Source organism: Micromonospora maris AB-18-032 (genome assembly GCF_000204155.1).
In the GTDB taxonomy this organism is placed as follows: Bacteria; Actinomycetota; Actinomycetes; order Mycobacteriales; family Micromonosporaceae; genus Micromonospora; species Micromonospora gifhornensis.
On sequence record NC_015434.1, the window covers coordinates 6,591,709 to 6,615,235 of the forward strand.

A 23,527-nucleotide genomic window follows, 5' to 3' on the forward strand; every position below is an offset into this window, starting at 1 on the left:
GGGATCAGCCCGGACCGTGATCGGACACCGCTCACGCGGTCAGCGGTCGCCGCCCAACTCGACCGGCCAGGTGCCGGCCAACTCGGTCAGCCGGGCGGCTGCCACGGCGGGATCCGCACCCCGGCCGACCGCCAGACCGAGCAGGTAGGCGGTGACCGGGGCACCCGGCCGGAGCACCTGATGGGCCACGTCCCGGGCCAGGTCGAGCACGGGTTGTACCGGCACATCGGCCGGGTCGACACCCAACTCGGCGCAGGCCGCCGTGAGCCAGTCGTCCATCACCGTCATCGCGACCACTCCTCCGCCTGCCGCAGGTCCCGCTCAGTGTCGCAGTCGAACCAGGGCGCCGGGCCCTCACCGGGCCAGGTCAGCTCGCGTACGGCGAGGTCGGCGAGCAACTCCCGCAGCGCGGCTCCGGCCAACCCGCCACGTCGAACGGTCAACCGGTCCAGGGCCGCGCGCAGCGCCGCGGGCCGCCACACCCCGCAGAGCGACTGCCGCCGCCCGTCCGCGTCCACGAAACAGACCCCGTCGGCGGGCGGCTCGCTGCTCGACGCGGCCGGTTCGGCGCTGCTCGACGCGGCGGGTGCGGTGTCGAGGTGACGCAGCAGTTCACCGACGGCGGACCGGGTCAGCAGCGGCAGGTCGGCCGCGAGCAGGGCGACGGCCGGCACGTCGGCGTCGAGCAGGGCCAGCCCGGCTGCGGTGGCGGCCACCGGCCCACCGCCCGGTGGCGACTCGCGGGTCAGTCGTACGCCCGGCGGGGCCGGTCCGGGCCCGACCAGGATCCGAGGCGACGCGTCGGCGACCGCCGTGAGCACCCGCTCCCGCATCGGCACACCGCCGACCGGCAGCGCCGGCTTGTCCAGTCCGCCCAGCCGGCGGGCCGCACCGCCGGCGAGCACCACCGCCGCGTACGCGCTCACCGGGCCACCGTAACGCCACGCGCTCTGCGGGGCTGGTCGGGCCGGGGCGTGGCGGTCGGGGCAGGATGGTGGGGTGGGACGTGCTGCTGACCGCCGCGTGGTGCTCCGCGTGGACCTCGACGCCACCGCCGACGGGCGCACGCTGACCCGTCGGCCGGACACCCTCGCCGCCGAGGAGCCGCTGGAGATCCGGGTCGGTGCGGCCGGACCGGGTCGCCGCCGCCCGCTGTCGGTCACCATGCGTACCCCCGGCGCGGATCTGGACCTGGCGCTCGGTTTCCTGTTCGCCGAGGGGCTGATCCGGTCGGCGGACGATGTGTCGACCGCGCAGCTGTGTGCCGGTGCGGAGACCCCGAACACCTACAACGTGGTCGACGTGGCGCTCGCGCCTGGCGTACCGGAGCCGGCTGCCGAGGCGAGTCGCCAGTTCACCACCACCAGCGCCTGCGGGGTCTGCGGCAAGGAGAGCATCGAGGCGGTGCGGACCCGGTCGATGTTCGACGTGGCCGGCGACCCGCTCACCGTGCCGGCGGAGTTGCTGGCCGAGTTGCCGCAGCGGCTGCGCGCCGGGCAGCGGGGCTTCGACCGTACCGGCGGGCTGCACGCCGCGGGTCTGTTCACCGCCGACGGTGACCTGGTGGTGCTGCGCGAGGACGTGGGCCGGCACAACGCGGTGGACAAGGTCATCGGCTGGGCGGTACGCGAACGGCGACTGCCGCTGGCCGGGTACGTCCTGCTCGTCTCCGGACGGGCCAGCTTCGAGCTGACCCAGAAGGCGTGGATGGCCGGTCTGCCGCTGCTCGCGGCGGTCTCGGCACCGAGCACACTCGCGGTCGACCTCGCTGCCGAGGCCGGAATGACCCTGGTCGGTTTCCTGCGCGGCCGGACCATGAACGTCTACACCGGCGCACACCGGGTGAGCGCCTGACGCGACCGCTCAGCGGTTCAGGAGCACTCAGCCGTCCGCGAGCAGTCAGCGGTTCGCGAGCAGTCAGCGGTTCGCGAGCAGTCAGCGGTTCGCGAGCATCTCGAACAGCCCCAGGCGGACGGCGGCGTCCCGGGCGATCAGGAAGCCGGCGATGCCCAGGACCCAGCCGAGCATGCTCCCGGACGACCTGACGATCCATGCGTTGAGCCGGGCGAGCACCGGCTCGACCAGCCTCGGCCAGGCCAGCCGCGCACCCAGCAGCACCACCGCCGGCAGCACCATGACCAGGCAGTATCCACCGAGCAGGGCGACCACCGCCGGCATGTCCAGACCCGAGGTGCTCAACAGACCGAGTGCGCCGAGGTACGGCAGCATGGTCGCCACCTCGGCCAACGCGGCGAACAACGCCAGCCCGACCAGCCAGCGCCCGGACGAGTCACCGGCGGTGACCCGATCCCGCCAGCGCAACACCCGACCGGTTCCGGCGCCGCGCTTACCGTCGTACCGGAAGCTCACCAGCAGCAGGGCGACCCCGAACACCAGCTGCGCCCAGATGACCGGCGGGTTGTCCAGCGCCCCGCCCAGCACATCGGCCAGGCCGCTGCCGCCGAAGAAGAGCGCCAACCCCACCAGGAAGTAGAACCCGGCGATGGTGCCCAGGTAGGTCAGGACCCGCCGGCCGCTGACCGGGCCGGGTGCCAGCAGCAGCCACACCGGGATGAACAACGTGCCGATGCTGGTGCTGTCGATCAGGGCGAGCCCGGCGAGTGAGAGCAGCAGTGCAACGCTCATGCGCCCCCCGACGCCGCCCGGAACATCCGCCGATTATCCAGCGTCGCGGTCCATCCCGCTGCCCCGGTCGGGTGTGTCATCGCCGCCGGGGGCGCGACTTGCGCCGCTCTCGACGGGGTGTCACCACCGGCCCGTCGGCCGGCCATCCGTCGAGCCGCGACGGCGGCACTCCGCGACGCAGCAGGTCGTCGATCAGCAGGGCGAGTGAGTATTCCGGGTGCTCGGCCAGCACCCGTTCCAACGCCACCGCCGCCAGGGCGCCCTGCCCGGCCCGCCAGGCGGCGAACGCCAGCAGCGCCCCCGGGGCGGCGATCAGATCCGGTTCGACGCGGCGCAGCAGCTCCGTCCAGAACGCCACGTCCTCGTCCCGGCCGTCGGTGCGCTCCCAGGCGTGGTCGCGTACCGGAAGGTGGGTCAGCAGCAGGCACAGCCAGGCGATTTCGTCGTCGGTGAGCTGCGCACCACGGTCGTGCCGACGCCGGGCGGCACGGTACGCCGACACCCCCGCCGCCCGCAGTGCCCGCGCGCCGAGCAGATCCGCCGGGGGTGCCGTCGCCAGCAACCCGGTCAGCCGCTGCTCGGCCCGCTTCGCGGCGTGCCGGGCGGCTGCCCCGCCGATCGGGGCGAGCTGAGCGGCGAGCGCCGCCCGGTCGGGCAGGGCGACCTGGCCGGCGAAGACGGCCGCCGCCGGCACCGCGCTGCCCTGCGGGTCGTACGCGGTTCCTTCCGGCGGGCAGCACTCCGGTTCGGTGCAGAGGTACGACCACCACCGTCCGTCGGTGACCCGCAGCGCGTCGAGCACGGCCAGGCCGGCCTCGGTCAACGCCCCTCGGACCGCGTCGAGTGCTGGGGTCACCCGGGCTGCCGGGCCGTACCCGATCACGGTTGCCGAGTCGGCGCTCTGCTGGGCGGTGACCGCGGCGATGTGCCCGGCCGCCTCGTCGTGCTCGGTCTCGCCGGGCAGGTCACCACGGGCGACGAAGACCACCCGGGAGGCCGACAACGCCACCACCACGACGCTGTCGGTCGGATGGAAGCCGAGCAGGTACGGCACCGCGGCGATGAGGTCGGCGGGCGAGCGGACGGTCAGCCGGGGAATCTCCGTCGAGTTCATGGGGCCAGCCTGCGAGCCGAGCGGTACGCGCCGCCGCCCCTGTGGACGACACGCCGGTTATCCACAGCTACTCAGCGCATTTTCCCTGGTCAGCAGAGTTCTCCATCCGCCTCCCACCCCTGCACTACGCGCGGGTCCACGGTGCAGGCGTTAATAAGGGGCCCTTCCTCTACCGGAGGCGTTAATAAGGTGCCCTTCCTTCCCGCCGGAGGCGATACGTTGCGGGGCATGGATCTGGCGTATCTGCGAGCGCATCCGGAGCAGCTGCCGACCTTCCTGACCCACCAGCGGATCCGGGAGACGCCGGTCGGCGGCGGCGACATCTGCGCCGCGTCCCGACTGACGCTCGACGACGGCCACTCGGTCTTCGCGAAGACCTGGCCGGAACGGGCGCAGCGGCCGGTCCCGGAGGGGTTCTTCGCCACCGAGGCGGCCGGGCTGCGCTGGCTGCGGGAGGCCGGCACGGTCGCGGTTCCGGAGGTGCTGGTGGCGCTGCCCGACCTGCTCGCCCTGGAGTGGATCGAGCCGGGTGAGCCGAGCGTCGACGCCGCCGAACGCTTCGGCCGGGAGCTGGCCGGCCTGCACCGGGCCAGGGCGTCCGCCTTCGGCGCGTCCTGGCCCGGGTTCATCGGGGCCCTGCCGGCGGACAACACCCCGCACGACGGCCCCTGGGCGGACTGGTTCGCCCGGACCAGGCTGCTGCCCTACCTGCGCCACTCGGTCGACAACCAGGCCCTGGATGCCCGCGCCGCCGGGCTCGTCGAAGAGGTCGTCGCCCGGATCGGCGAGTTCGGCGGGGAGGAGCCGCCGGCCCGCATCCACGGCGACCTGTGGCCGGGCAACCTGATCTGGGGGGCCGACGACCGGGTGTGGTTGGTCGACCCGGCCGCGCACGGTGGGCACCGCGAGACCGACCTCGCGCAACTCGCGCTTTTCGGTGGCCCGCCGCACGGTGCCCGGATCATGGCCGCGTACGACGAGTCCTGGCCGCTTGCCGACGGCTGGCGGCAGCGGGTGCCCCTGCACCAGTTGCACCTGATGCTGGTGCACACCGCCTTGTTCGGAGCCGCGTACCGGGATTCGGTCGTCGGGCTCGCCCGCGCCACCCTGAGCGGGGCCGGGCGCGCTACCGTCGACGGATGAGCGTCGCGCCGCCCGGAGGCCTCCTCGTCGACCGGTACGGCCGGACAGCTCGGGACCTGAGGGTCTCCCTGACCGACAAGTGCAACCTGCGCTGCACGTACTGCATGCCCGCCGAAGGGCTGCCCTGGTTGGCCGGGCCGCAACTGCTCACCGACGACGAGGTGATCCGGCTGGTCCGGCTCGCGGTGCACCGGTTCGGCGTCGACGAGGTCCGGTTCACCGGCGGTGAGCCACTGATCCGTCCGGGTCTGACCGCCATCGTGGCGGCCGTGGCCGCCCTCGACCCGCGTCCGCGCATCTCGTTGACCACCAACGGCATCGGGTTGGCCCGGTTGGCACCGGCGCTGCACGCCGCCGGGTTGGACCGGGTGAACGTCTCGCTGGACACCCTGGATCGTGATCGCTTCCTCCGGTTGACCCGGCGGGACCGCCTCGACGACGTGCTGGCCGGCCTGGCCGGGGCGGCCGCCGCCGGGCTCACCCCGGTCAAGGTGAACAGCGTGCTGATGCGCGGCGTCAACGACGACGAGGCGCCGGCGTTGCTCCGCTTCGCCCTCGACCACGGCTACGAGTTGCGCTTCATCGAACAGATGCCGCTGGACGCTCAGCACGGCTGGGACCGGTCGAGCATGGTCACCGCCGAGGAGATCCTGGCCACGCTGGGTGCGGCGTACGAGTTGAGCCCGGATCCGGCCGGACGCGGCGCGGCCCCGGCGGAGACCTGGCTGGTCGACGGCGGTCCGGCCCGGGTCGGGGTGATCGGCACGGTGACCCGTCCGTTCTGCGGCGACTGTGACCGGACCCGGATCACCGCTGACGGTCAGGTCCGCAACTGCCTGTTCGCCACCGAGGAGACGGATCTGCGCGGGGCGCTGCGCGCCGGTGCCGACGACGACGAGCTGGCGCGGCGGTGGTCGGCCGCGACCTGGCGCAAACGGGCCGGTCACGGCATCGACGACCCGAGCTTCCTGCAACCCGCCAGGCCGATGTCGGCCATCGGAGGATGACCATGGCGACCGTCACCGTCCGCTACTTCGCCGGGGCGCGAGCTGCGGCCGGGCTCAGCGAGGAGACCGTTCCGGCGGGCCGTACGCTCGACGGATTGTTGACGGAACTGGCTGAGCGGCACGGTCGGCTGGTCCCTGTGCTTGCCGTGGCAAACTTCTTGGTCGATGGCGTGACCTGTCATGATCGGGACAAGCCGCTGCCGGCCGGAGTGACGATCGACGTCCTGCCTCCCTTCGCCGGCGGCTGAGGGGGACTTCACTCGTGCTCGCGGTACTCGGTTTCGTGGCCACTCTTGCCCTGATCACCGGGCTGATCCACCTTTACCTCTGGAAGCGGCTGGTCAAGGACACCACCAGGCCCGGCCGCTGGCGGCGGATCGGCACTGTCACCGCGGTGGTGCTGGCGCTGCTCGTACCGGCGACGATGATGGGCACCCGCGCCGGCATGTACTGGCTGGCCTGGCCGGGCTACGTCTGGCTCGCGCTGATGTTCTACCTGCTGGTGCTCCTCGTGGTGCTGGAAGTCCCGATGCTGGTGACCCGCCTGGTGCTGCGCCGCCGCACGGCGGTGGCCGCGCCGGAACCGGTGCTGGTCGGTCCCGCCAGCACGCCAGGCACGGCGACCACGACCGGCACGACCACCACGGTCGGCGCGACCACCACGACCGGCACGACCACCACGACCACCACAGCGGCTGACGGGCCGGCGACGCCCGGCACCCCGCCGACCGCCGACGAGGCGAGCGAGCCGCCGGCCGCCGGGGCGATCGGGCCGGACCACGATCCGGGCCGCCGGCTGCTGCTGGCCCGAGGTGCCGCGATCTTCGCCGGGCTCACCGCCGCCGGTCTGGTCGGCAGCGGCGTCCGCACCGCGATGGGTCCGCCGCGACTGGACCGGGTGCAGATTCCGCTGGCCAAGCTGCCGCGCAGCATGGACGGCCTGCGGATCGCCACCGTCTCCGACATCCACATCGGGCCGCTGCGCGGCCGGCTGCACACCGAGCGGATCGTCGCCGCGATCAACCGGCTGGACGCCGACCTCGTCGCCGTCGTCGGCGACCTGGTCGACGGTACGGTGGCCGAACTGGGCGAGGCCGCAGCGCCCCTGCGTGACCTGCGGGCCCGGCACGGCAGCTACTTCGTCACCGGCAACCACGAGTACTACTCAGGTGTCGAGGAGTGGGTGGCCGAGGTCGACCGGCTCGGGCTGCGGGTGCTCCAGAACGAGCGGCTGGAGATCGCCACCCGCAACGGCGTACTGGACCTGGCCGGGGTCAACGACGTCAGCGCGGCGGGTACCGGGGTGGCCGCCCCGGCCGACTACGCCGCCGCGCTGGCCGACCGCGACCCGTCCCGCCCGGTGGTGCTGCTGGCACACCAGCCGGTGGCCGCGTTCGAGGCGGCGAAGTACGACGTCGACCTGCAACTGTCCGGCCACACCCACGGCGGCCAGATCGTCCCGTTCAACCTGCTGGTACGGCTAGAACAGCCGGTGGTGTCCGGCCTCGGTGAGGTGGACGGCACGAAGGTGTACGTCACGAACGGCGCCGGATTCTGGGGCCCGCCGGTCCGGGTCGGCGCGGAGCCGCAGATCACTCTCGTGGAGTTGCGCTCGGCATAGCGCACCTCACCTTCGTGCGTGGCGACGCGCGGGAGCGTCACCGGTCGTGGCAGGATGCGGCGTGCCCCCGTTCAGCGCCGTACCCCCCGGTGGCCTCCCGCCCTTCGTCGCGGACCTGCACATCCACTCGAAGTACTCGCGAGCGTGCAGCCGTGATCTGACCCTGCCGAATCTCGGCTGGTGGGCGCGACGCAAGGGCATCTCGGTGCTCGGCACCGGCGATTTCACCCACCCCGCCTGGTACGACCATCTGCGCGAGACGCTGCATCCGGCCGAGCCCGGCCTGTACCGCCTGTCGGCGGAGATGGAGCGGGACATCGCCCGCCGCCTGCCGCCGAGGCTGGCCAGCGAGGCGGACACCGACCCGGTCCGGTTCATGCTCAGCGTGGAGATCTCGACGATCTACAAGCGGGACGACCGGACCCGCAAGGTGCACCACCTGATCTATCTGCCGGATCTGGACGCGGTGGGCCGGTTCAACGCCGCCCTGGGCCGCATCGGCAACCTCGGCTCGGACGGCCGGCCGATCCTCGGCCTGGACTCCCGGGACCTGCTGGAGATCACCCTGGAGGCCAGCCCGGACGGCTACCTGGTCCCGGCGCACATCTGGACCCCGTGGTTCTCCGCGTTGGGCTCGAAGTCCGGCTTCGACGCGATCGCCGACTGCTACGCCGACCTGGCCGAGCACATCTTCGCCGTGGAGACCGGGCTCTCCAGCGACCCGGAGATGAACTGGCGGGTCGGCAGTCTGGACCGCTACCGCCTGGTCTCCAACTCCGACGCGCACTCCCCGCCCGCGCTGGCCCGGGAGGCCACCGTCTTCGCCGCGCCTCGGGACTACTTCGGCATCCGGGACGCGCTGCGCACCGGCGACGGGTTGGCCGGCACCATCGAGTTCTTCCCCGAGGAGGGGAAGTACCACGCCGACGGCCACCGGCTGTGCGGGGTGAACTGGGCGCCCGAACGCACCCGGCAGGCCGGCGGCCGGTGTCCGGAGTGCGGCAAGCCGCTCACGGTGGGCGTACTCAGTCGGGTCGAGGAACTGGCCGACCGCCCGCAGGGGTACCGGCCGGAGCACGCCCGTGAGGTGACCCATCTGATCCAGCTCGCCGAGATCCTCGGTGAGATCAACAAGGTCGGGCCGCGATCGAAGAAGGTCGAGGGGAAGCTCACCGACCTGGTCGCCGCGCTCGGGCCCGAGTTGGAGATCCTGACCCGTACCCCGCTGGACGAGATCGGCCGGGTCGGCGGGGAGTTGCTCGCCGAGGGCATCGGCCGGCTGCGCCGGGGCGAGGTGCGCCGGGTGCCCGGCTACGACGGCGAGTACGGCGTGATCACGCTGTTCGATCCGGCCGAGTTGAGCAACTCCGGTGCCTCGGGCGGCCAGGAGACGCTGTTCGACGTGCCGGTCCCGGCGCAGCGGCGGCCCGCCGACTCGGACCGGCCAGTCGCCAGGGTCAAGCGGCCGGCGACCAAGGCCGAACCGAAGCGTCAACCGGCCCCACCACCGCCGCCGATCGCCCCGCAGCCCTCTCCGCACGAGCCGTTCGAGCCGATGCTCGCCGGCATGGAGGAGGTCGGCACCGGCCTGCTCGACCGGCTCGACGCGATGCAACGGGTCGCGGCCTCGGCTCCCGGTGGTCCGCTGCTGATCGTCGCCGGACCGGGTACCGGCAAGACCCGTACGCTCACCCACCGGATCGCGTACCTCTGTGCCGAGTTGAACGTCTTCCCCGAGCAGTGCCTGGCGATCACCTTCACCCGACGGGCGGCCGAGGAGCTTCGGCACCGCCTCGACGGCCTGCTCGGCCCGGTCGCCGAGGACGTCACGGTGGGCACCTTCCACTCGCTCGGGTTGACCATCCTGCGGGAGAACGCCGAGGCCGCGGGCCTGCCGGGCGACTTCCGGATCGCCGACGACGCCGAGCGGGCGGCGGCCCGCGCGGAGGCCGGCGACGACCTGGCCCGGTACACCGGGCTGCTGCGCAAGCAGGGCATGGTCGACCTGGACGAGCTGCTCACCCTGCCGGTCGCGCTGCTGCGCGAGAACCGCAAGCTGGTCCAGCGGTACCGGGACCGCTGGCAGTGGATCTTCGTCGACGAGTATCAGGACGTCGACGCGGTGCAGTACGAGCTGTTGCGGCTGCTCAGCCCCGCCGACGGCAACCTCTGCGCGATCGGCGACCCGGACCAGGCCATCTATTCGTTCCGGGGTGCCGACGTCGGGTACTTCCTGCGCTTCTCGCAGGACTTCACCGACGCCCGGCTGGTCCGGCTCAACCGCAACTACCGGTCCTCGGCGCCGATCCTGGCCGCCGCGGTGCAGGCCATCGCGCCGTCGTCGCTGGTCCGGGGCCGCCGGCTGGATCCGGCCCGGCTCGACCCCGAGGCCCCGCTGGTGGGTCGGTACGCCGCGGCCTCCGTCGCCGACGAGGCCGATTTCGTGGTACGCACCGTCGACGAACTGGTCGGCGGCCTCTCGCACCGGTCGCTGGACTCCGGTCGGATCGACGGTCGGTCGACCACGCTGTCCTTCTCCGACATCGCCGTGCTCTACCGGACCGATTCGCAGGCGGCCCCGATCGTGGATGCCCTGTCCCGGGCGAACATCCCGGTGCAGAAGCGCTCGCACGACCGGCTGCGGGACCGTCCCGGGGTGCTGGCCATCGCGCGCGAACTGCGGCACGCCTCGGGCGTGGACGGCGCGCTGCCCGCCCGGGTACGCCTCGCCGGGCAGGTCCTCGCCGAACGCTTCGCCATCCCCACCCTGGACGGTTCCGGCGGGGTCCGCCCGGAGGACGTGCGGACCGCTGTCGACCTGCTCACGCCGCTGGCCCGCCGGTGCGGTGACGACCTGGAGACGTTCCTGTCCCAGCTCGCCACCGGCGCGGAGGTGGACGCCCTCGATCCGCGCGCCGAGGCGGTCACCCTGCTGACCCTGCACGCCGCGAAGGGCCTGGAGTTCCCGGTGGTCTTCCTGGTCGGTGCCGAGGACGGGCTGCTGCCGCTGCGCTGGCCGGGCTCGACGCCCGACGACGACGCGGTCGCCGAGGAACGCCGGTTGTTCTTCGTCGGCCTGACCCGGGCACAGGATCGGCTCTACGTCAGCCACGCGGCCCGTCGGGTCCGGCACGGCTCGGAGCACGACTGCCGACCGTCGCCGTTCCTGGATGTGATCGACCCGGGTCTGTTCGAGCGGCTCGGCGACAGTGACGCACCTCGCCGTCCGAAGGACCGCCAACTACGGCTCATCTGACCCACCTGCGAAGAGTTGACCGGCTGCCTTCCGGGCCGAGCCGAAGCGGCGCACGCGCTACCGTGACGTGGGTGACGGAGGAGGGCGTGCATGGCGAACTACGGACCACCGGGCGGCGGCCCGCAACCGTGGCACGAGCCGCGACCCGGCGAGGTGCAGGGCCAGGTGTACGGTTCCGGCCAGACCTACGAACCCGGCCAGGCGTACGACTCCGGCCACGTCTACGGCTCCGGTCAGATGTACGGCTCCGGCCAGGGCGGCTACGAGGCTGGGCAGAGTTACTGCGCTGGGCAGAGTTACGGCGCTGGGCAGGGCTATGAGGCTGGGCAGGGCTACGGCGGGTATCCGCAGGGCGGCCGGGCCTTCCAGGATGACGCGGGGGTGGCCGCGTACGCCGGGCAACCCACGCCACCGCCGGAGCGTCGGCGCGGTCGTACGCCGATGATCGCCGCGCTGGTGTCGGTGCTGGTGCTGGCCGCCGGCGGGGTGGCGTTCTACCTGCTCGGGCAGGACGAGTCGACTCCCACTGCGGTGGCCGCGCCGACCCAGGATCCGGTGCCTACCGCCGATCCGACAGGCGACGAGGAAGACCCCGGGGCAGGCGTCCCGACCGCCAACTCGTCCACCGATCCCCGGTTCGTCGAGCAGGGACAGTGCGTGCGCAACGACGCGCCGACCGGCGGCAAGCCCAAGCTGCTGATCACCGACTGCGGCCCCTCGGCGTACGAGGTGTTGCAGCGCTTCGACGGCAAGACCAGCGGGGAGAAGGACGCCGAGGCGAAGTGCGCCAAGGTCGACGGCTACACGAACTGGTACTTCTACGACAGCGAGTTGGACTCGCTCGACTTCGTCCTCTGCCTGAAGCAGCGCGGCTGAAGCGGCGCGGGCTGAAGCGGCGCGGTCGGATCAGCCGCGGCTGAGTCGACGATCGGCAAAACTAGTGCTGTCTAGCGTGGATGCTAGACAGCACTAGTTTTATGTCGACGGTCGACACGCCGTAGCCTGCTCTACCGATGTCTAGCTCCTCGGCTAGACGGCTCGATACTCTGCGATTCGTGGATCCGGTCCGCAACCCGTACGCTCCGGGCGCCGGTCAGCGCCCGCCCGAACTCGCCGGGCGGGGGCGGGAACTGGACGTCTTCGACATCGTCCTGGAACGGATCGCGCGCGGCCGACCGGAACGCAGCCTGATGCTCACCGGCCTGCGGGGCGTCGGCAAGACCGTACTGCTCAACACGCTTCGATCGCAGGCCATCAACCGGCTCTGGGGCAGCGGCAAGATCGAGGCCCGGCCGGATCAGTCGCTGCGCCGACCGATCGCCGCCGCCCTGCACATGGCCGTCCGGGAACTCGCCCCCCGGCACCGGGCACCGGACCGCATCGACGCCTTCCTCGGGGTGCTCAAAGCCTTCGCCCAACGGGGTGCCCCGACCGGCCGGGGCGGTGCCGCCCCCAAGCTGCGGGACCGCTGGCAGCCCGGCATCGACGTACCGGCGGCCAGCGGGCGCGCCGACTCCGGCGACATCGAGATCGACCTGGTGGAGTTGCTCACCGACGCCGCCTCGGTCGCCAGCGACGTCGGCACCGGCGTGGCCATCTTCATCGACGAGATGCAGGATCTCGGGCCGGAGGAGGTCTCCGCGCTCTGCGCCGCCTGCCACGAGCTGTCCCAACTCGGCGCGCCGCTGATCGTGGTCGGCGCGGGCCTGCCGCACCTGCCGGCGGTGCTGAGCGCGGCCAAGTCGTACTCCGAGCGGCTGTTCCGCTACCAACGCATCGACCGGCTCGACCGGATCGCCGCCGACCAGGCACTCTGCGCCCCGGCCGAGCGCGAGGACGTGGAGTACGAGGCGAAGGCGCTCGACCTGCTCTACGAGAAGTCCGGCGGCTACCCGTACTTCGTCCAGGCGTACGGCAAGGCGACCTGGGATCACGCGCCCCGATCACCGATCACCGCCGCCGACGTACGGGTGGCCGCTCCGGAGGCCGAGGCGGAGTTGGCGGTGGGCTTCTTCGGCTCCCGCTTCGAGCGGGCCACCCCGGCGGAACGGGAGTACATGCGGGCGATGGCCGCCCTCTCCCTGGTCGAGGGGGCAGCGGACGGCGGCGGACGGGACGACATGGACGCGGCGGTGCCGACCGCCGAGATCGCCCGTGCCCTCGGTCGTAAGCCCGCCAGCCTCTCCCCGGCCCGCGACGCCCTGATCAAGAAGGGCCTGATCTACTCCGGAGAACGCGGCACTGTCGCCTTCACCGTCCCCCACTTCGGCCGCTACCTGCGCACCCAACCCGCCTGACTGTCAACCGGCTTCGGTTGAAGGGCGTCAGGCGGTCGGGCTGCCGGCCTTGGCCAGCTCGACGAAGCAGTGCCAGGCCGCTGGCTCGAAGGCGAGCGTCCCGCCGTCGCGGTCCTTGCTGTCCCGGACGAGGACGACGCCGGGGAGGTTGTCGGCGACCTCGACACAGTTCCCGCCGTTGTTGCCGCTCTTGCTGCTCTTACGCCAATGGGCGCCGGTCATGTCCATGATGCTGCCGCTTCCCTGATCAGCTCCAGGGACTGCGTCCGCGACAGGGCCTCGCCACGGATGCGTTCCCACCTGCGGCCCAGGGTAGCAACGTCCGCAGGGTTATCGATGATCTTCGCTTCGGCCTGGCTGTCGGCATGGCCGAGCACGCTGCCGTCGTCCAGTTCGGCGAGGGTGAAGGGGCCGCCCAGACCGGGGTACATGCCGACCGACGCGGGCACGACGTGGATCGTCGTGGTGGGGTGGGTGCCGCACGCCACCAGGTGCTCACACTGTTCCCGCATCAGGGCCCGGTCACCGTAGGCGGACCGACGCAGCACCAACTCGTCGAGCACCACGACCAGCATCGGTGGGTTGTCCCGCCGCAGGATGGCCTGCCGCTGAAGGCGGGCCTCCACTAATCGTCCGACATCGTCGGTGGTCAGCTTCTCCCCGGCCAGCGTCGCCCGCGCGTACGCCTCGGTCTGGAGCAGACCCGGCACCCAGGTCAGCTCGAACCAGCGCAGCGCCACCGCCTCGCGCTCGATGTCCACCCACCGCCGGAACCACGCCGGCTCGCGCCGCTTGAGAACGTCTGGCCACAGCTCGGTCACCTCGCGACCGAGGACCGCGGCGACCCTCCTGCGTGTCTGCGGACGCGGGATGCGTCCATGGCTCGCCCACCGCGCGGCGGTCTTCGGGTCGACACCGACCTGCGCCGCGAGGGTGTCGGCGGTCTCGCCCGCCTCGGTCATGGCTGCTACAACGGCACGGTTCACTCTGCGGTCCCTCCTGGACGTCCCGGGACACTCAGTCTCCACTCCGATACGGGGTGTATGGGGCAGGCAATCGCCGGAAAGGTGGAAATCAGGACGGCGCTGCCAGTGGAGGACCCGAACCCGCTGGTCGCGCTGTCGGGGCCGCCCCGACCCGGCGAGCACCTCCGGGGCGGCCCCTTCCATCTCTGTTGGCAGCCGAGGAGGCACCCGTGTCCGACCGCGATGCCCGGTGACCGGCCGTCGGGAGGACGGGACTCCGCGGGTGAGCCCCGGCGTCTACCTGCTGAACCGGGACGCGTCTCCGCAGTTCCACGTGCCGATCCTGGTCCGCGTGATCCGCGAACTGACCGACCGCCACCCGCCGTACGGCTGGACGTGGATCGACTGCTACCAGCTCGACCGGCACGGAGACGCGACCGAGAAGCGCCAGTTGTTCGTGATGCCGGAGGGGATCCGCCCGGTGCGCGTCGCACCGGTCCCGTACCCCGCTCGACGCGCTCCGGCGCGGACCAGCCGGTGAGGTGTCCGCACAGGGAACGGTCAGACCTTGGACCAGGGTGGCGGGAAGACGACTTCGCCCTGCGGCGGGGCGGGCTCGCCACTCGTCGACGGCGGCAGCACCAGGGCCTGCCACGGCTCACCCAGCCCCGACCAGGGGCTGGTCAGACCCATCCGGTCGGCCCGGCTGAACCCGAAACGCCGGTAGTACGCGGGGTCACCGAGCACCACGACCAGTCGCTCACCGAGTTCCGTGGCCGCCTCCAGGCCGGCCTGCACCACGGAGGTGCCGAGCCCGATCCGCTGACGGTGGGGTGCCACCGCCACCGGGCCGAGGGCCAGTGCCGGGGCGGTGTGCTCGTCCGCGGACACGACGACCCGGGTGAACAAGGCGTAGCCGACGATCTCACCGCCGTACTCGGCGACCATCGCCAACTCCGGCAGCCAGGCGTCGCCGTCCCGCAACTCCTCGACGAGGCGTACCTCTGGCGGGGTTGCCACGTCCGGCCGGGCGAAGGCCGCAGCCAGCACCCGACGGACCGCGCCGGTGTCGGCCGGCTCCTCGGGTCGTAGCCGCAGCGTCGTCACGCCGCGAGGTTACCGCCTGTGGCCCGTCCATCCGAGATGGTCGTTGGAATCGGCGCGCCGTCCGGCATCACCCGGTCGATCGAGATCGGCCGTTGTGGCGAGTGACCACGGCCCGAAGAGGGTATGACTGGTCCATGACGCCCGTACGGTTCATCGCCCGCGCCATGCTCAGCGGCATCTTCGTGGCCAGCGGCGCTCGCAATTTCACCCACCCGGAGCGCCTGGTACCCGTAGCCAAGCCCATCACCGATCGAATGACGCCCCTGCTGCAGCGGGCTGATCCTCGCATCCCCACCGACACCACGACGCTGATCCGCGCCAACGCCGCCGTTCAGGTCGGTGCCGGCCTGATGCTCGCCACCGGGCGGTTCACCCGGCCGGCGGCGCTGGTCCTGGCGGGCACCCTGGTCCCGGTGACCCTGGCCGGGCACCCCTTCTGGCGTCAGGAGGACCCGGCGCAGCGCCACAACCACCAGATCCACTTCCTGAAGAACGTCGGTCTCTTCGGTGGGTTGCTGCTCGCCGCCGCCGACACTCAGGGAAAGCCAGGGCTGCGCTGGCGAGCCGGGCACCGCATCGACCACTCTCGACGGTCGGTGAGTCGCGCCGTGCGTACCGCCCGCCGCGAGGCCCGCATCGCCGCCCTCTCCGCAGCCACCGCCCGTCGGCTTCCCGGCTGACCTGCGATTACCGGCCCCCACCCCCCGCTAAGGCCGCGAATCACCTGAACCGCCCGCGAGGCGTTAACGCGGTGGAAATGTCAAAAGAATGTGTGGGATCGGACACGGTCGCATAACGCGGGAGGCACTGACGTGAGGCGCCGTTCTAGGCTCCCTACCGGACCTGGACGGGTAGGACGACCTTGGTACGGGGGTGGCCACGCCATGCCGACGAATGTCGGTAGAAGGCTGGACCGCCTCGCCGCAGTCCGTCGCGTAACGCGTGGGATCGATCGAAGAACAGTCGTACGGACCGGCATCGTGGCCGCCGTCGCCTATGCCGCCTGGCTTGCCATCGGCGCATTCGGGCGGCCGTACAACTTCTTCGACATGAAGATCTACCACGGTGCGGTGGTCTGGTGGGCGAGCGGTCATGAGCTGTACGAGTTTGTCGCACCCGACACCACATTGGGCTTCACCTATCCACCGTTCGCAGGCCTGGCCATGCTGCCCATGGCGCACCTGCCGGTGACCATGGCCGGCCTGGTGAACGCACTGATGAGCATCGCCGCCCTGGCCGTGGTGCTGGCCGCGCTGCTGCGCCCGATCGTCGACCGGATGGGCTGGCCACTGTGGTACACGGTGGCCATCGCCACGCCGCTGGCCACCGCCATCGAGCCGGTCCGGGAGACCCTCGGCTACGGGCAGGTCAACCTGCTGCTGTTCGCCCTGATCATGGCGGACATGGTGGCCCTGCGCTGGCGGTCCCGTCGCGGTACGCACCAGGCCGACACCGACGGCCCACTGCTGCGGTTCATCTACAGCGGCGCCTGGGCCGGCGTGGGCATCGGCCTGGCCACGGCGGTCAAGCTGACCCCGGCGCTGTTCATCTTCTATCTGATCATCACTCGACAGTGGCGGGTGGCCTGGACGGCCATCGGCACCACGGTCGGCGTCACCATCGGCAGCTTCGGCATCGTCGGAGCCGAGTCCCGGGCCTACTTCGGCAGCGTGCTCTGGCAGACCGAGCGGGTGGGTGCCGCCGACATGACGCCCAACCAGTCGCTGGCCGGGCTCCTGGCCCGACTCTACGACTCGATCGAGACCCCCGGCCTGCTCTGGCTCGCGTTCGCCGTACTGGTGCTCACCCTCGGTCTGTCCCGGGCCGCCAACGCGCACTCCGACGGCGACGAACTGACCGCCTTCACCCTGGTCGGGTTGACCGCCAACGTGATCAGCCCGATCTCCTGGACGCACCACCTCGTCTGGGTGATCCCGGCGATCATCGTGCTGGCCGACGCGGCGATCCGCCGCCGCGACGCGAGTCGGGGACTTGTCGCCCGAGCCACGGCAGGGCCGTACGGCGGCCCTCCGGCAGTGGCCGCGCTACGCCCGCCGATCTGGTACCCGACGTTGACCGGGATCCGGCACGGCATCGCCGCCGTCGGGCTCTACCTGCTCTTCCTGATCTCGCCGATCTGGCCGTACGAACACCAACTGCCGGAGGTCTCGCACTACGCCGACGGCCTGTTCGGTGCCGTGATGGAGAACTCCCTGATCCTGGCTCTGATCGTGCTGGTCGCCGCACTGCCGTGGCGGCCGGGTGCCGAGCCGGCCTTCCTGACCGACCGGATGGCCCGCAACGCCATCCTGTACGGCCGGCGGTAGGGCGTCAGGGGCAGTTCACCCACTCCTCGGTGCCGTCGGTGAAGACCTGCCGCTTCCAGATCGGCAGGCGGGCCTTCACCTCGTCCACCAGACGGGCGCAGGCGGCGAACGCAGCGGCCCGGTGCGCGGTGCTGACCGCCGCCACCAGGGCCGCGTCACCGATGGCCAGTGGGCCGATCCGGTGCGACACCGCCACCGCGTACACCTCGGGGTCCGCGGCGATCTCGGCGGCCACCTCCCGCAGCACCCGCTCGGCGCTCGGATGGCCCTCGTACTCCAGGCTGGCCACCGCCCGCCCGTGGTCGTGGTCGCGGACCACCCCGGCGAACGAGACCACCGCGCCGGCCCGATGGTCGGCCACCGCGGCCTCGTGCGCGGCAAGATCCAACGGCTGTTCGGTGACGGCTCCGATCAGGATCACCATGTCCGCTCCCCGGGCAGCAACGGCAACGGTACGACAGGCACCCGATCCCCGGCCGCTCCGGAGCTGCCGGGCGCGATCACCGCGAACCCGTCGGCCCCGGACAGCCCCCGCAACATCGCCGAACCGACGTGCCGCACCGGATGCGCGGTCCCGGCCACCCGGTCGAGCCGGACCAGGGCCAGGTGGGTGTGGTTGCCCCGACCCGGAATCGGCTCGGCGAGCATGGCGTGCGGAAGCACCGGCATCGGCCGGCCGGCGAGACCCGCCAGCAACGGCGCGACGAGCGAGACGAGGGCGATGACGGCGGACTGCGGATTGCCCGGCAGGCCCGCCACGAATCGACTCCGCCCGTCAGGGCCGATCACCCGGGCCAGCAGCATGGGAAAGCCGGGCCGCACCGCGACGGTGTTGACCACGTAGTCCGCGCCGAGTGCCGCCAGCGCCGGGTGCAGGTGGTCGACCGGGCCGCGCATGGTGCCGCCGGTGGTGCAGACGAGGTCGACCTCGACCAACGCGCTGCGCAGCGCCGCCTCATGGGCGGGCAGCGTGTCGGCGACCGGCCCGACCACATCGGTCGTACGCACCTGGCAGCCGTACCGCCGCAGCCAGCCCGGCACGGCCGGGCCGAGCGCGTCGCGGATCCGGCCGTCGGCGGGCGGACCGGCGGTCAGCAGCTCGTCGCCGAAGACCAGCAGCGCGGCCCGAGGCTGCGCCCGCACCCGCAGGGTGTCGTGCCCGCAGGAGGCGGCGAGACCGATCACCGACGGATCGACCGGGGTCCCGACCGGCAGCAGCTCCTCGCCGGCGGCAGCCTCCTCGCCGGGCAGCCGCCACTCCGGCGCCGGTCGCGGCACACCGTCGACAAACCCCTCAGGCGTACGCGTCGACTCCTCCACCCGCAGCACCGCCGACGCCCCCGGAGGCACCATCGCCCCCGTCGCGATCTCGACGGTCGTCCCGTCCTCGGTCAACGGCGCCGGCGTCGTGCCGGCCAGCACCCGCCCGACGATCCGCCACGGGCCGGGGCCGCGTACCGCCCAGCCGTCCACGCTGGACGTGGTGAACGCCGGCAGATCGGTCCGGGGCGCCAGCGGCTCGGCGAGAGTGTGCCCGTCGGCGTCGGCGAGCAGCACGTCGACGGTGGGAAGCGCGGCAGCCAGACCGACCGCGTACGCCCGCGACCGCGCCTGTTCCCAGCCCATCGGCCCGGTGGCGGCGTCTGCGGTTCTCGTGCTCACCAGCGAGAGCCTATCGGTTCGGTCAGTGGTCGCCACCGCGCAACTGTTCGACCGCGTGCGTGAGGATCGGCCCCAGCACGGCGAGGCCGTCCCGCGCTCCGCCGGTCGAGCCGGGCAGGTTCACCACGAGCGTTCGACCCGCCACCCCGGCCACCGCCCGGGACAGCGCCGCCGTGGGCACCTTGTCGCGGCTGTGGGCGCGGATCGCCTCGGCGATGCCGGGGATCTCGTAGTCGAGCAGCGCCCGGGTCACGTCCGGGGTCCGGTCGGTCGGGGTGATTCCCGTCCCGCCGCTTGTCAACACCACGTCGACGGCATCCGCCACGGCCTGTCGGATCGCCAGACCGACCGGCTCGCCGTCGGGCACCACCACCGGTTCGTCCACCGCGCAGCCCCACTCGCGCAGTCCCGCGACGAGCAGCGGACCACTCGTGTCCGCGTAGACACCGGAGGCGGCCCGGTTGGACGCCACCACCACCCGGGCCCGGATCACGGTCGGTCCTGCGGACGCTGCCACAGGCCGGTCTTGCCGCCCTCCTTGCGCAGCACGCGTACCGCCTCGACACTTGCCGCCGGATCCACCGCCTTGACCATGTCGACCAGGGCCAACCCGGCGACGGCGACCGCGGTCAACGCCTCCATCTCGACGCCGGTACGGTCGGCGGTGCGAGCGGTCGCGGTGATCTCCACCGTGTCCGTGGTCAGGGACAGGTCGACCGTGACGCCGTGCAGCGCGATCGGATGGCACAGCGGAATCAGGTCCGGCGTACGTTTCGCGCCCATGATCCCGGCCAACCGCCCGACCGCCAGCGCATCCCCCTTGGGCAGCCCGTCGCGGCGCAACAACTCGATCACCTCAGCGGTGGTACGCAACCGACCGGCGGCAACCGCCAGGCGGCCGGTGACCTCCTTGGCGGAGACATCGACCATGCGGGCCGCGCCGGTCTCGTCGACATGGCTGAGTTCGGCGGGTTGGGTCACGCTGGCGAGCCTATCTGTGCGCGTCGTCCCTGCGCTGAGGGAAGGGGCGGCACCCACAGAGCCGCCCCCTCCTCACCGGCCCGCCGTCAGGTAGCTGGGGTCACCTGACGGCGGTGGTCGCGACAAGATCCTGCGTCAGCGGGATCTCCCCCGTCGCCGAACAGTCGGACGCTATCGAACCAGGCGATAAAAATTCGATAAGAACCTTTCCCTGGGGATCGTGGGCCGGAACGCCGCTCGCATCGACGCCGCTACCACCCACCGGACTTCAGCTGCCCTGATCCGTCTGGGCCAGCCGGCGTTCCACCTCCGACTGCTCCGGCACCCCCATCCGCCGGAAGATCGCCAGTGCCCGCTCCCAGTGCCGGCGCGCCTCCGCCGGATCGGTGGCGAGCAGATGCTCCGCCAACCCAGCCAACGCCCGCCCCTGCTCGTACGGGTGGGCTATCCGGGTTGCCAACCGCAATGCTTCGTGGTGCAGGTCGGACGCACGGCTGCCGTCGCCGAGGATCGCCATGGTCAGTGCCAGGTCGTTGAGCGCCGCCGCCTGCGCATGCGGCTCACCCGCCTCGAATGCCAACTGTCGGGCGGCCTCGTGCTGCACAGCCGCTTCGGCAACCCGCCCCAAACCTCGTAACGCGATACCGAGGTCGTTGCGTACCTCTGCCTCCGCGAAACGGTGGCCGGTACGCTCCCGCAGCGCCAGCGCCGCTCGCAACACGCGTATCGCCGCCTTGTGCTGCCCGACCCGGCACTTCACTGCGCCGATGTGGCTCAGCGCGTTGAGCAGGTGGAACTGATTACCGTGCTGGCGGGCCAGGTAGAGGTGCAGGCGGTGCAGACGCAGCGCCTCGTCGTATCGGCCGAGCAGGGCCAGGGCGAGCCCCACGTTCGGCAGAGAGCTGGGCAGTTCACCGAGATCGAAGCCTTTTCGCCAGCGCAGTCCTTCGAGCCCGACCCGCACCGCCTCGTCGAGTTCGCCCCGAATCCAGTGAACAGCGACCAGATTGGCCCGATAGCGGTCGCCATTGATGACGTCACCGCGCCGCTCGGCGGACGTCACTGCCGCACGGACGTGATTCAGCGCCTCGGCGTAGTTGCCTTTGCGGAGATAGGCAGAGGCGACATAGTTGTGCATGATGGCGGCGGCGGGCTCGTTCTTGGCTGCCCGCGCGGCCTCCAGCCCGGCAAGGTGCGTACGGACGATGTCATCGTAATAGCCGCGAACATAGAGGAATCGCCAGAGCACTCGGGCCAGGCGCCAGGAATGGTCATGGTGCCCCCGTTCGCCGGCCCGCACGACGAGCGCCACCAGAGTCGAGCGCTCATCCTCCATCCATTCTTTCGTGCGCGATGCCGTGACGGCCAAGAGATCCGGCAGGCGCGGCGGGTCGAGTGACACGTACTTACGCACACCGCGAGACTCGAGTTCTTCTGCGATGGGAAACGACAGGTGCAGCATGATGTCGACCAGATCCACCAACGCCCGGTCACGTGTCACCCCGCGGTCCTGGGTGACGGACAGTTCGTGGGCGTACTGTCGGATCAGATCATGCATCCGGTAACGCCCCGCCTTCACCTCGTCGACCAGATGGCAGTCGAGAAGCTCGTTCAGGGCAGCGGTGGTGTCGTCCATCGAAAAGCCAGTGACCGCAGCACAGATCAACACGTCGAAATAGTCGCCCGGATGCACGCTCAGCAACCGGAACAACCGCCGCGCCGAATCGCCGAGCGACTCGTACGACGCCGCGAATGCTTTCGCCACACTCCGGTCGCCCGAGGCGAGATGAACCAGTCGGTGTGCATTGCCTACCAGCAGAGCCGCGAGATCGGCCACCCGCCAGGTGGGGCGATGCGCGAGCCGGGAGCCGGCCAGCCGGATTGCCAACGGCAGGTGACCGCACTGCTTGACCACGGTCGCTGCCGCATCAGGCTCTGCCGCCACCCGTTGTGCGCCCGCGGCAGATGCCAGTAGGGCAACACCTTCGTCCAGTGTCATCACAGACAGGGAGACGGGTGGCGCTCCATCCAGCCCGGTGATCCTGCGTCGGGATGTCACGATCACCACGTTGCCTGGCCCACTGGGAAGCAGCGGGAGAACCTGCTCGGCACCAGCCGCGTTGTCCAGCACGACGATTCCTCGTCGACTTGCAAGTTCGTGACGCCAGAGCGAGACCCGCTCGTCGAAGTCGCCCGGTATCCGGCTACCCGCCACACCGAGCTGTCTCAGCAGCGCCGCCAGGGCGGCAGCCGGTGCCACCGACTCAGCCTGGTTGTGCCCCTTCAGGTCGATGAACAACTGCGCGTCCGGAAAACGGTCCGTGAGCTGGGCAGCGACATGCATGGCAAGAGACGTCTTGCCGCTACCCGCCATGCCGTCGATGAAGTGCACGGCCGGAGCGACGCCCGATGCTCGCCGCGTCTCAGCCAGCAGACGCTCGACCGCGTCGGCTCGGCCGATGAAGTCCGGTAACGCCCTGGGCAGAGGCGGAAAGGACCGGATCACCTGTCCGGTACGCGCGGGAACGACCGTCGCAGTCGGGCCAGCCTCCCGTTCGCGGTGCGTGACGCGCCGTTCGTGTGCCGCTATCCGCTGGTAGAACTGCTGCAGTTCACCACCGGGCTCGATGTTGAGCTGCTCACGCAGGGCTCGTCGGGCCGTGGCATAGGCCGCGACCGCCCCGGCATGGTCACCGCGCAGATGAAGCGCCTGCATGAGAAGCAGGTGAGCCGGCTCGCGGAGCGGCTGCGTGATCAACAATTTGCGCAGTACCGGTAGGGCCTCGTCGTAGTTGCCGAGCCGGATCTGCAGTCTGGCGTACAACTCGGCCGCGAGCATTCGATCCTCGGCCGCCGCGACCACCTGAGCGGAGAGTGACGAGCCGAGCGCAATTCCCGTGAGCGCCTGCCCTTGCCATCGCGCCAACGCACCGGACAACAGCTCCACTGCCGCCACCTCGTCCGATGGCACCAGCCGACGCGCCTCGGCAACCTCTGCCTGAAAGGCGAACAGGTCCACGTCCGACCGTTCGACGTCGAGACGGTAGCCGTCCTGAACCCGGGTCAGCAGTTCACGCTCCGGCACCAGCTTCGCGAGACTCCTGCGAAGGTTGGCGGCATAAGTACGGACATTGGGTACGGCTGACTGCGGCGGCTCTTCCGACCACAGCTCGTCGACGAGCTGTGCGACCGACACCAGCCGGCCAGGATTACACGCGAGCATCGCCAGAACTGTCCGCTGTTTTGGAGTCCCGAGGGGCAGCACCGCTGACCCGTGACGCACCGCGAGACCGCCGAGGACTTGAATCTGCACCGACTCCTCAGCTGCACTCATAGGATCACCGTGTGCAGCTTAGCCAGCTCAGAGCCGACGAGCTGACCCCCACATCCCGGCAATCCCG

23 protein-coding genes are annotated in these 23,527 nt (G+C 71.4%); 11 read left to right on the forward strand and 12 right to left on the reverse strand.

The annotated features are described in order from the left end of the window. Nucleotides 1-39: 39 nt before the first annotated feature. Nucleotides 40-288 (reverse strand): DUF6457 domain-containing protein, encoded by a 249-nt coding sequence (locus VAB18032_RS29210; RefSeq protein WP_013736545.1) that lies wholly within the window; start codon nucleotides 286-288, stop codon nucleotides 40-42. Next, nucleotides 285-926, reverse strand: coding sequence for a molybdenum cofactor guanylyltransferase (gene mobA / locus VAB18032_RS29215; RefSeq protein WP_013736546.1), 642 nt, complete (start codon nucleotides 924-926; stop codon nucleotides 285-287). Before mobA ends, VAB18032_RS29210 begins: the two co-directional genes overlap by 4 nt. Before the next feature lie 73 nt (nucleotides 927-999). On the opposite strand from mobA, the gene fdhD reads away from it, so the two are divergent. After that, nucleotides 1,000-1,854, forward strand: a complete 855-nt coding sequence (gene fdhD / locus VAB18032_RS29220) for a formate dehydrogenase accessory sulfurtransferase FdhD (protein ID WP_043722393.1) — start codon at nucleotides 1,000-1,002, stop codon at nucleotides 1,852-1,854. Nucleotides 1,855-1,935: 81 nt separating this feature from the next. On the opposite strand, the gene VAB18032_RS29225 is transcribed toward fdhD, so the two are convergent. Both VAB18032_RS29225 and VAB18032_RS29230 read right to left on the reverse strand, forming a co-directional pair. Further along, a complete protein-coding gene (locus tag VAB18032_RS29225; protein ID WP_013736548.1) occupies nucleotides 1,936-2,646 on the reverse strand; it encodes a GAP family protein in 711 nt (236 codons plus the stop codon). A 76-nt stretch (nucleotides 2,647-2,722) separates the two neighbouring features. Then, nucleotides 2,723-3,760, reverse strand: a complete 1,038-nt coding sequence (locus tag VAB18032_RS29230) for a DUF4192 domain-containing protein (protein WP_013736549.1) — start codon at nucleotides 3,758-3,760, stop codon at nucleotides 2,723-2,725. A gap of 228 nt (nucleotides 3,761-3,988) precedes the next feature. On the opposite strand from VAB18032_RS29230, the gene VAB18032_RS29235 reads away from it, so the two are divergent. The 7 genes from VAB18032_RS29235 (at nucleotide 3,989) to VAB18032_RS29265 (ending at nucleotide 13,084) form a co-directional block, all read left to right on the forward strand. Further along, nucleotides 3,989-4,903, forward strand: a complete 915-nt coding sequence (locus VAB18032_RS29235) for a fructosamine kinase family protein (protein ID WP_013736550.1) — start codon at nucleotides 3,989-3,991, stop codon at nucleotides 4,901-4,903. Then, nucleotides 4,900-5,910 (forward strand): GTP 3',8-cyclase MoaA, encoded by a 1,011-nt coding sequence (moaA, locus tag VAB18032_RS29240; protein ID WP_013736551.1) that lies wholly within the window; start codon nucleotides 4,900-4,902, stop codon nucleotides 5,908-5,910. Before VAB18032_RS29235 ends, moaA begins: the two co-directional genes overlap by 4 nt. Nucleotides 5,911-5,912: 2 nt before the next feature. Beyond that, nucleotides 5,913-6,158, forward strand: a complete 246-nt coding sequence (locus VAB18032_RS29245; RefSeq protein WP_013736552.1) for a MoaD/ThiS family protein — start codon at nucleotides 5,913-5,915, stop codon at nucleotides 6,156-6,158. A 14-nt stretch (nucleotides 6,159-6,172) separates the two neighbouring features. Then, a complete protein-coding gene (locus VAB18032_RS29250) occupies nucleotides 6,173-7,531 on the forward strand; it encodes a metallophosphoesterase (RefSeq protein WP_013736553.1) in 1,359 nt (452 codons plus the stop codon). A gap of 61 nt (nucleotides 7,532-7,592) precedes the next feature. Then, on the forward strand, nucleotides 7,593-10,787 hold the full coding sequence (locus VAB18032_RS29255; RefSeq protein ID WP_013736554.1) for a UvrD-helicase domain-containing protein: 3,195 nt from the start codon (nucleotides 7,593-7,595) through the stop codon (nucleotides 10,785-10,787). A 381-nt stretch (nucleotides 10,788-11,168) separates the two neighbouring features. Then, entirely contained in the window at nucleotides 11,169-11,663 is a 495-nt protein-coding gene (locus VAB18032_RS33625; protein WP_043726118.1) for an LppU/SCO3897 family protein, read from the forward strand. A 179-nt stretch (nucleotides 11,664-11,842) separates the two neighbouring features. Next, nucleotides 11,843-13,084 (forward strand): ATP-binding protein, encoded by a 1,242-nt coding sequence (locus VAB18032_RS29265; protein ID WP_013736556.1) that lies wholly within the window; start codon nucleotides 11,843-11,845, stop codon nucleotides 13,082-13,084. A gap of 27 nt (nucleotides 13,085-13,111) precedes the next feature. Here the strand turns inward: VAB18032_RS29265 and VAB18032_RS29270 are convergent, their stop codons facing one another. Both VAB18032_RS29270 and VAB18032_RS29275 read right to left on the reverse strand, forming a co-directional pair. Beyond that, the gene (locus VAB18032_RS29270; protein ID WP_081476221.1) at nucleotides 13,112-13,312 is read right to left on the reverse strand and encodes a DUF397 domain-containing protein; all 201 of its coding nucleotides are present in this window, start codon (nucleotides 13,310-13,312) and stop codon (nucleotides 13,112-13,114) included. Continuing rightward, nucleotides 13,303-14,070, reverse strand: a complete 768-nt coding sequence (locus VAB18032_RS29275; protein ID WP_043722398.1) for a DUF5753 domain-containing protein — start codon at nucleotides 14,068-14,070, stop codon at nucleotides 13,303-13,305. The genes VAB18032_RS29270 and VAB18032_RS29275 overlap by 10 nt, the downstream gene beginning before the upstream one ends. 262 nt (nucleotides 14,071-14,332) lie before the next feature. Here VAB18032_RS29275 and VAB18032_RS29280 point away from each other — a divergent pair, with 262 nt between their 5' ends. After that, nucleotides 14,333-14,590 carry a hypothetical protein gene (locus tag VAB18032_RS29280; protein WP_013736559.1) on the forward strand — a complete coding sequence of 86 codons (258 nt, stop codon included), beginning with the start codon at nucleotides 14,333-14,335 and terminating at the stop codon, nucleotides 14,588-14,590. A gap of 20 nt (nucleotides 14,591-14,610) precedes the next feature. Here the strand turns inward: VAB18032_RS29280 and VAB18032_RS29285 are convergent, their stop codons facing one another. Continuing rightward, nucleotides 14,611-15,156, reverse strand: a complete 546-nt coding sequence (locus tag VAB18032_RS29285; RefSeq protein WP_013736560.1) for a GNAT family N-acetyltransferase — start codon at nucleotides 15,154-15,156, stop codon at nucleotides 14,611-14,613. Nucleotides 15,157-15,290: 134 nt separating this feature from the next. Between VAB18032_RS29285 and VAB18032_RS29290 the strand changes: the two genes are divergently transcribed. Together VAB18032_RS29290 and VAB18032_RS29295 are read left to right on the forward strand one after the other, a co-directional pair. Continuing rightward, complete coding sequence (locus VAB18032_RS29290; protein ID WP_013736561.1) at nucleotides 15,291-15,836, forward strand: DoxX family protein; 546 nt, start codon at nucleotides 15,291-15,293, stop codon at nucleotides 15,834-15,836. 204 nt (nucleotides 15,837-16,040) lie between these two features. Beyond that, entirely contained in the window at nucleotides 16,041-17,483 is a 1,443-nt protein-coding gene (locus tag VAB18032_RS29295) for a glycosyltransferase 87 family protein (protein ID WP_043722408.1), read from the forward strand. Nucleotides 17,484-17,487: 4 nt separating this feature from the next. Here VAB18032_RS29295 and VAB18032_RS29300 read toward each other — a convergent pair whose 3' ends face one another. From VAB18032_RS29300 to VAB18032_RS29320, 5 genes are all read right to left on the reverse strand, one after another. Further along, nucleotides 17,488-17,907, reverse strand: coding sequence for a molybdenum cofactor biosynthesis protein MoaE (locus VAB18032_RS29300; RefSeq protein WP_013736563.1), 420 nt, complete (start codon nucleotides 17,905-17,907; stop codon nucleotides 17,488-17,490). Beyond that, complete coding sequence (locus tag VAB18032_RS29305; protein ID WP_013736564.1) at nucleotides 17,901-19,109, reverse strand: molybdopterin molybdotransferase MoeA; 1,209 nt, start codon at nucleotides 19,107-19,109, stop codon at nucleotides 17,901-17,903. The genes VAB18032_RS29300 and VAB18032_RS29305 overlap by 7 nt, the downstream gene beginning before the upstream one ends. Before the next feature lie 58 nt (nucleotides 19,110-19,167). Continuing rightward, the gene (locus VAB18032_RS29310) at nucleotides 19,168-19,638 is read right to left on the reverse strand and encodes a MogA/MoaB family molybdenum cofactor biosynthesis protein (protein WP_013736565.1); all 471 of its coding nucleotides are present in this window, start codon (nucleotides 19,636-19,638) and stop codon (nucleotides 19,168-19,170) included. Continuing rightward, nucleotides 19,635-20,126, reverse strand: coding sequence for a cyclic pyranopterin monophosphate synthase MoaC (gene moaC / locus VAB18032_RS29315; RefSeq protein ID WP_013736566.1), 492 nt, complete (start codon nucleotides 20,124-20,126; stop codon nucleotides 19,635-19,637). The genes VAB18032_RS29310 and moaC overlap by 4 nt, the downstream gene beginning before the upstream one ends. Nucleotides 20,127-20,394: 268 nt before the next feature. Continuing rightward, a complete protein-coding gene (locus VAB18032_RS29320) occupies nucleotides 20,395-23,460 on the reverse strand; it encodes an AfsR/SARP family transcriptional regulator (protein WP_081476222.1) in 3,066 nt (1,021 codons plus the stop codon). Between the last annotated feature and the right edge of the window lie 67 nt (nucleotides 23,461-23,527).

Excerpts from the sequence above, each read along its gene's own strand:
- VAB18032_RS29210 (WP_013736545.1), bottom strand. The coding sequence starts at position 288 with ATGACGGTGATGGACGACTGGCTCACGGCGGCCTGCGCCGAGTTGGGT.
- VAB18032_RS29225 (WP_013736548.1), bottom strand. The coding sequence starts at position 2,646 with ATGAGCGTTGCACTGCTGCTCTCACTCGCCGGGCTCGCCCTGATCGAC.
- VAB18032_RS29230 (WP_013736549.1), bottom strand. The coding sequence starts at position 3,760 with ATGAACTCGACGGAGATTCCCCGGCTGACCGTCCGCTCGCCCGCCGAC.
- VAB18032_RS29235 (WP_013736550.1), top strand. The coding sequence starts at position 3,989 with ATGGATCTGGCGTATCTGCGAGCGCATCCGGAGCAGCTGCCGACCTTC.
- moaA (WP_013736551.1), top strand. The coding sequence starts at position 4,900 with ATGAGCGTCGCGCCGCCCGGAGGCCTCCTCGTCGACCGGTACGGCCGG.
- VAB18032_RS29245 (WP_013736552.1), top strand. The coding sequence starts at position 5,913 with ATGGCGACCGTCACCGTCCGCTACTTCGCCGGGGCGCGAGCTGCGGCC.
- VAB18032_RS29270 (WP_081476221.1), bottom strand. The coding sequence starts at position 13,312 with ATGGACATGACCGGCGCCCATTGGCGTAAGAGCAGCAAGAGCGGCAAC.
- VAB18032_RS29290 (WP_013736561.1), top strand. The coding sequence starts at position 15,291 with ATGACGCCCGTACGGTTCATCGCCCGCGCCATGCTCAGCGGCATCTTC.
- VAB18032_RS29295 (WP_043722408.1), top strand. The coding sequence starts at position 16,041 with ATGCCGACGAATGTCGGTAGAAGGCTGGACCGCCTCGCCGCAGTCCGT.
- VAB18032_RS29300 (WP_013736563.1), bottom strand. The coding sequence starts at position 17,907 with ATGGTGATCCTGATCGGAGCCGTCACCGAACAGCCGTTGGATCTTGCC.
- VAB18032_RS29305 (WP_013736564.1), bottom strand. The coding sequence starts at position 19,109 with ATGGGCTGGGAACAGGCGCGGTCGCGGGCGTACGCGGTCGGTCTGGCT.
- VAB18032_RS29320 (WP_081476222.1), bottom strand. The coding sequence starts at position 23,460 with ATGAGTGCAGCTGAGGAGTCGGTGCAGATTCAAGTCCTCGGCGGTCTC.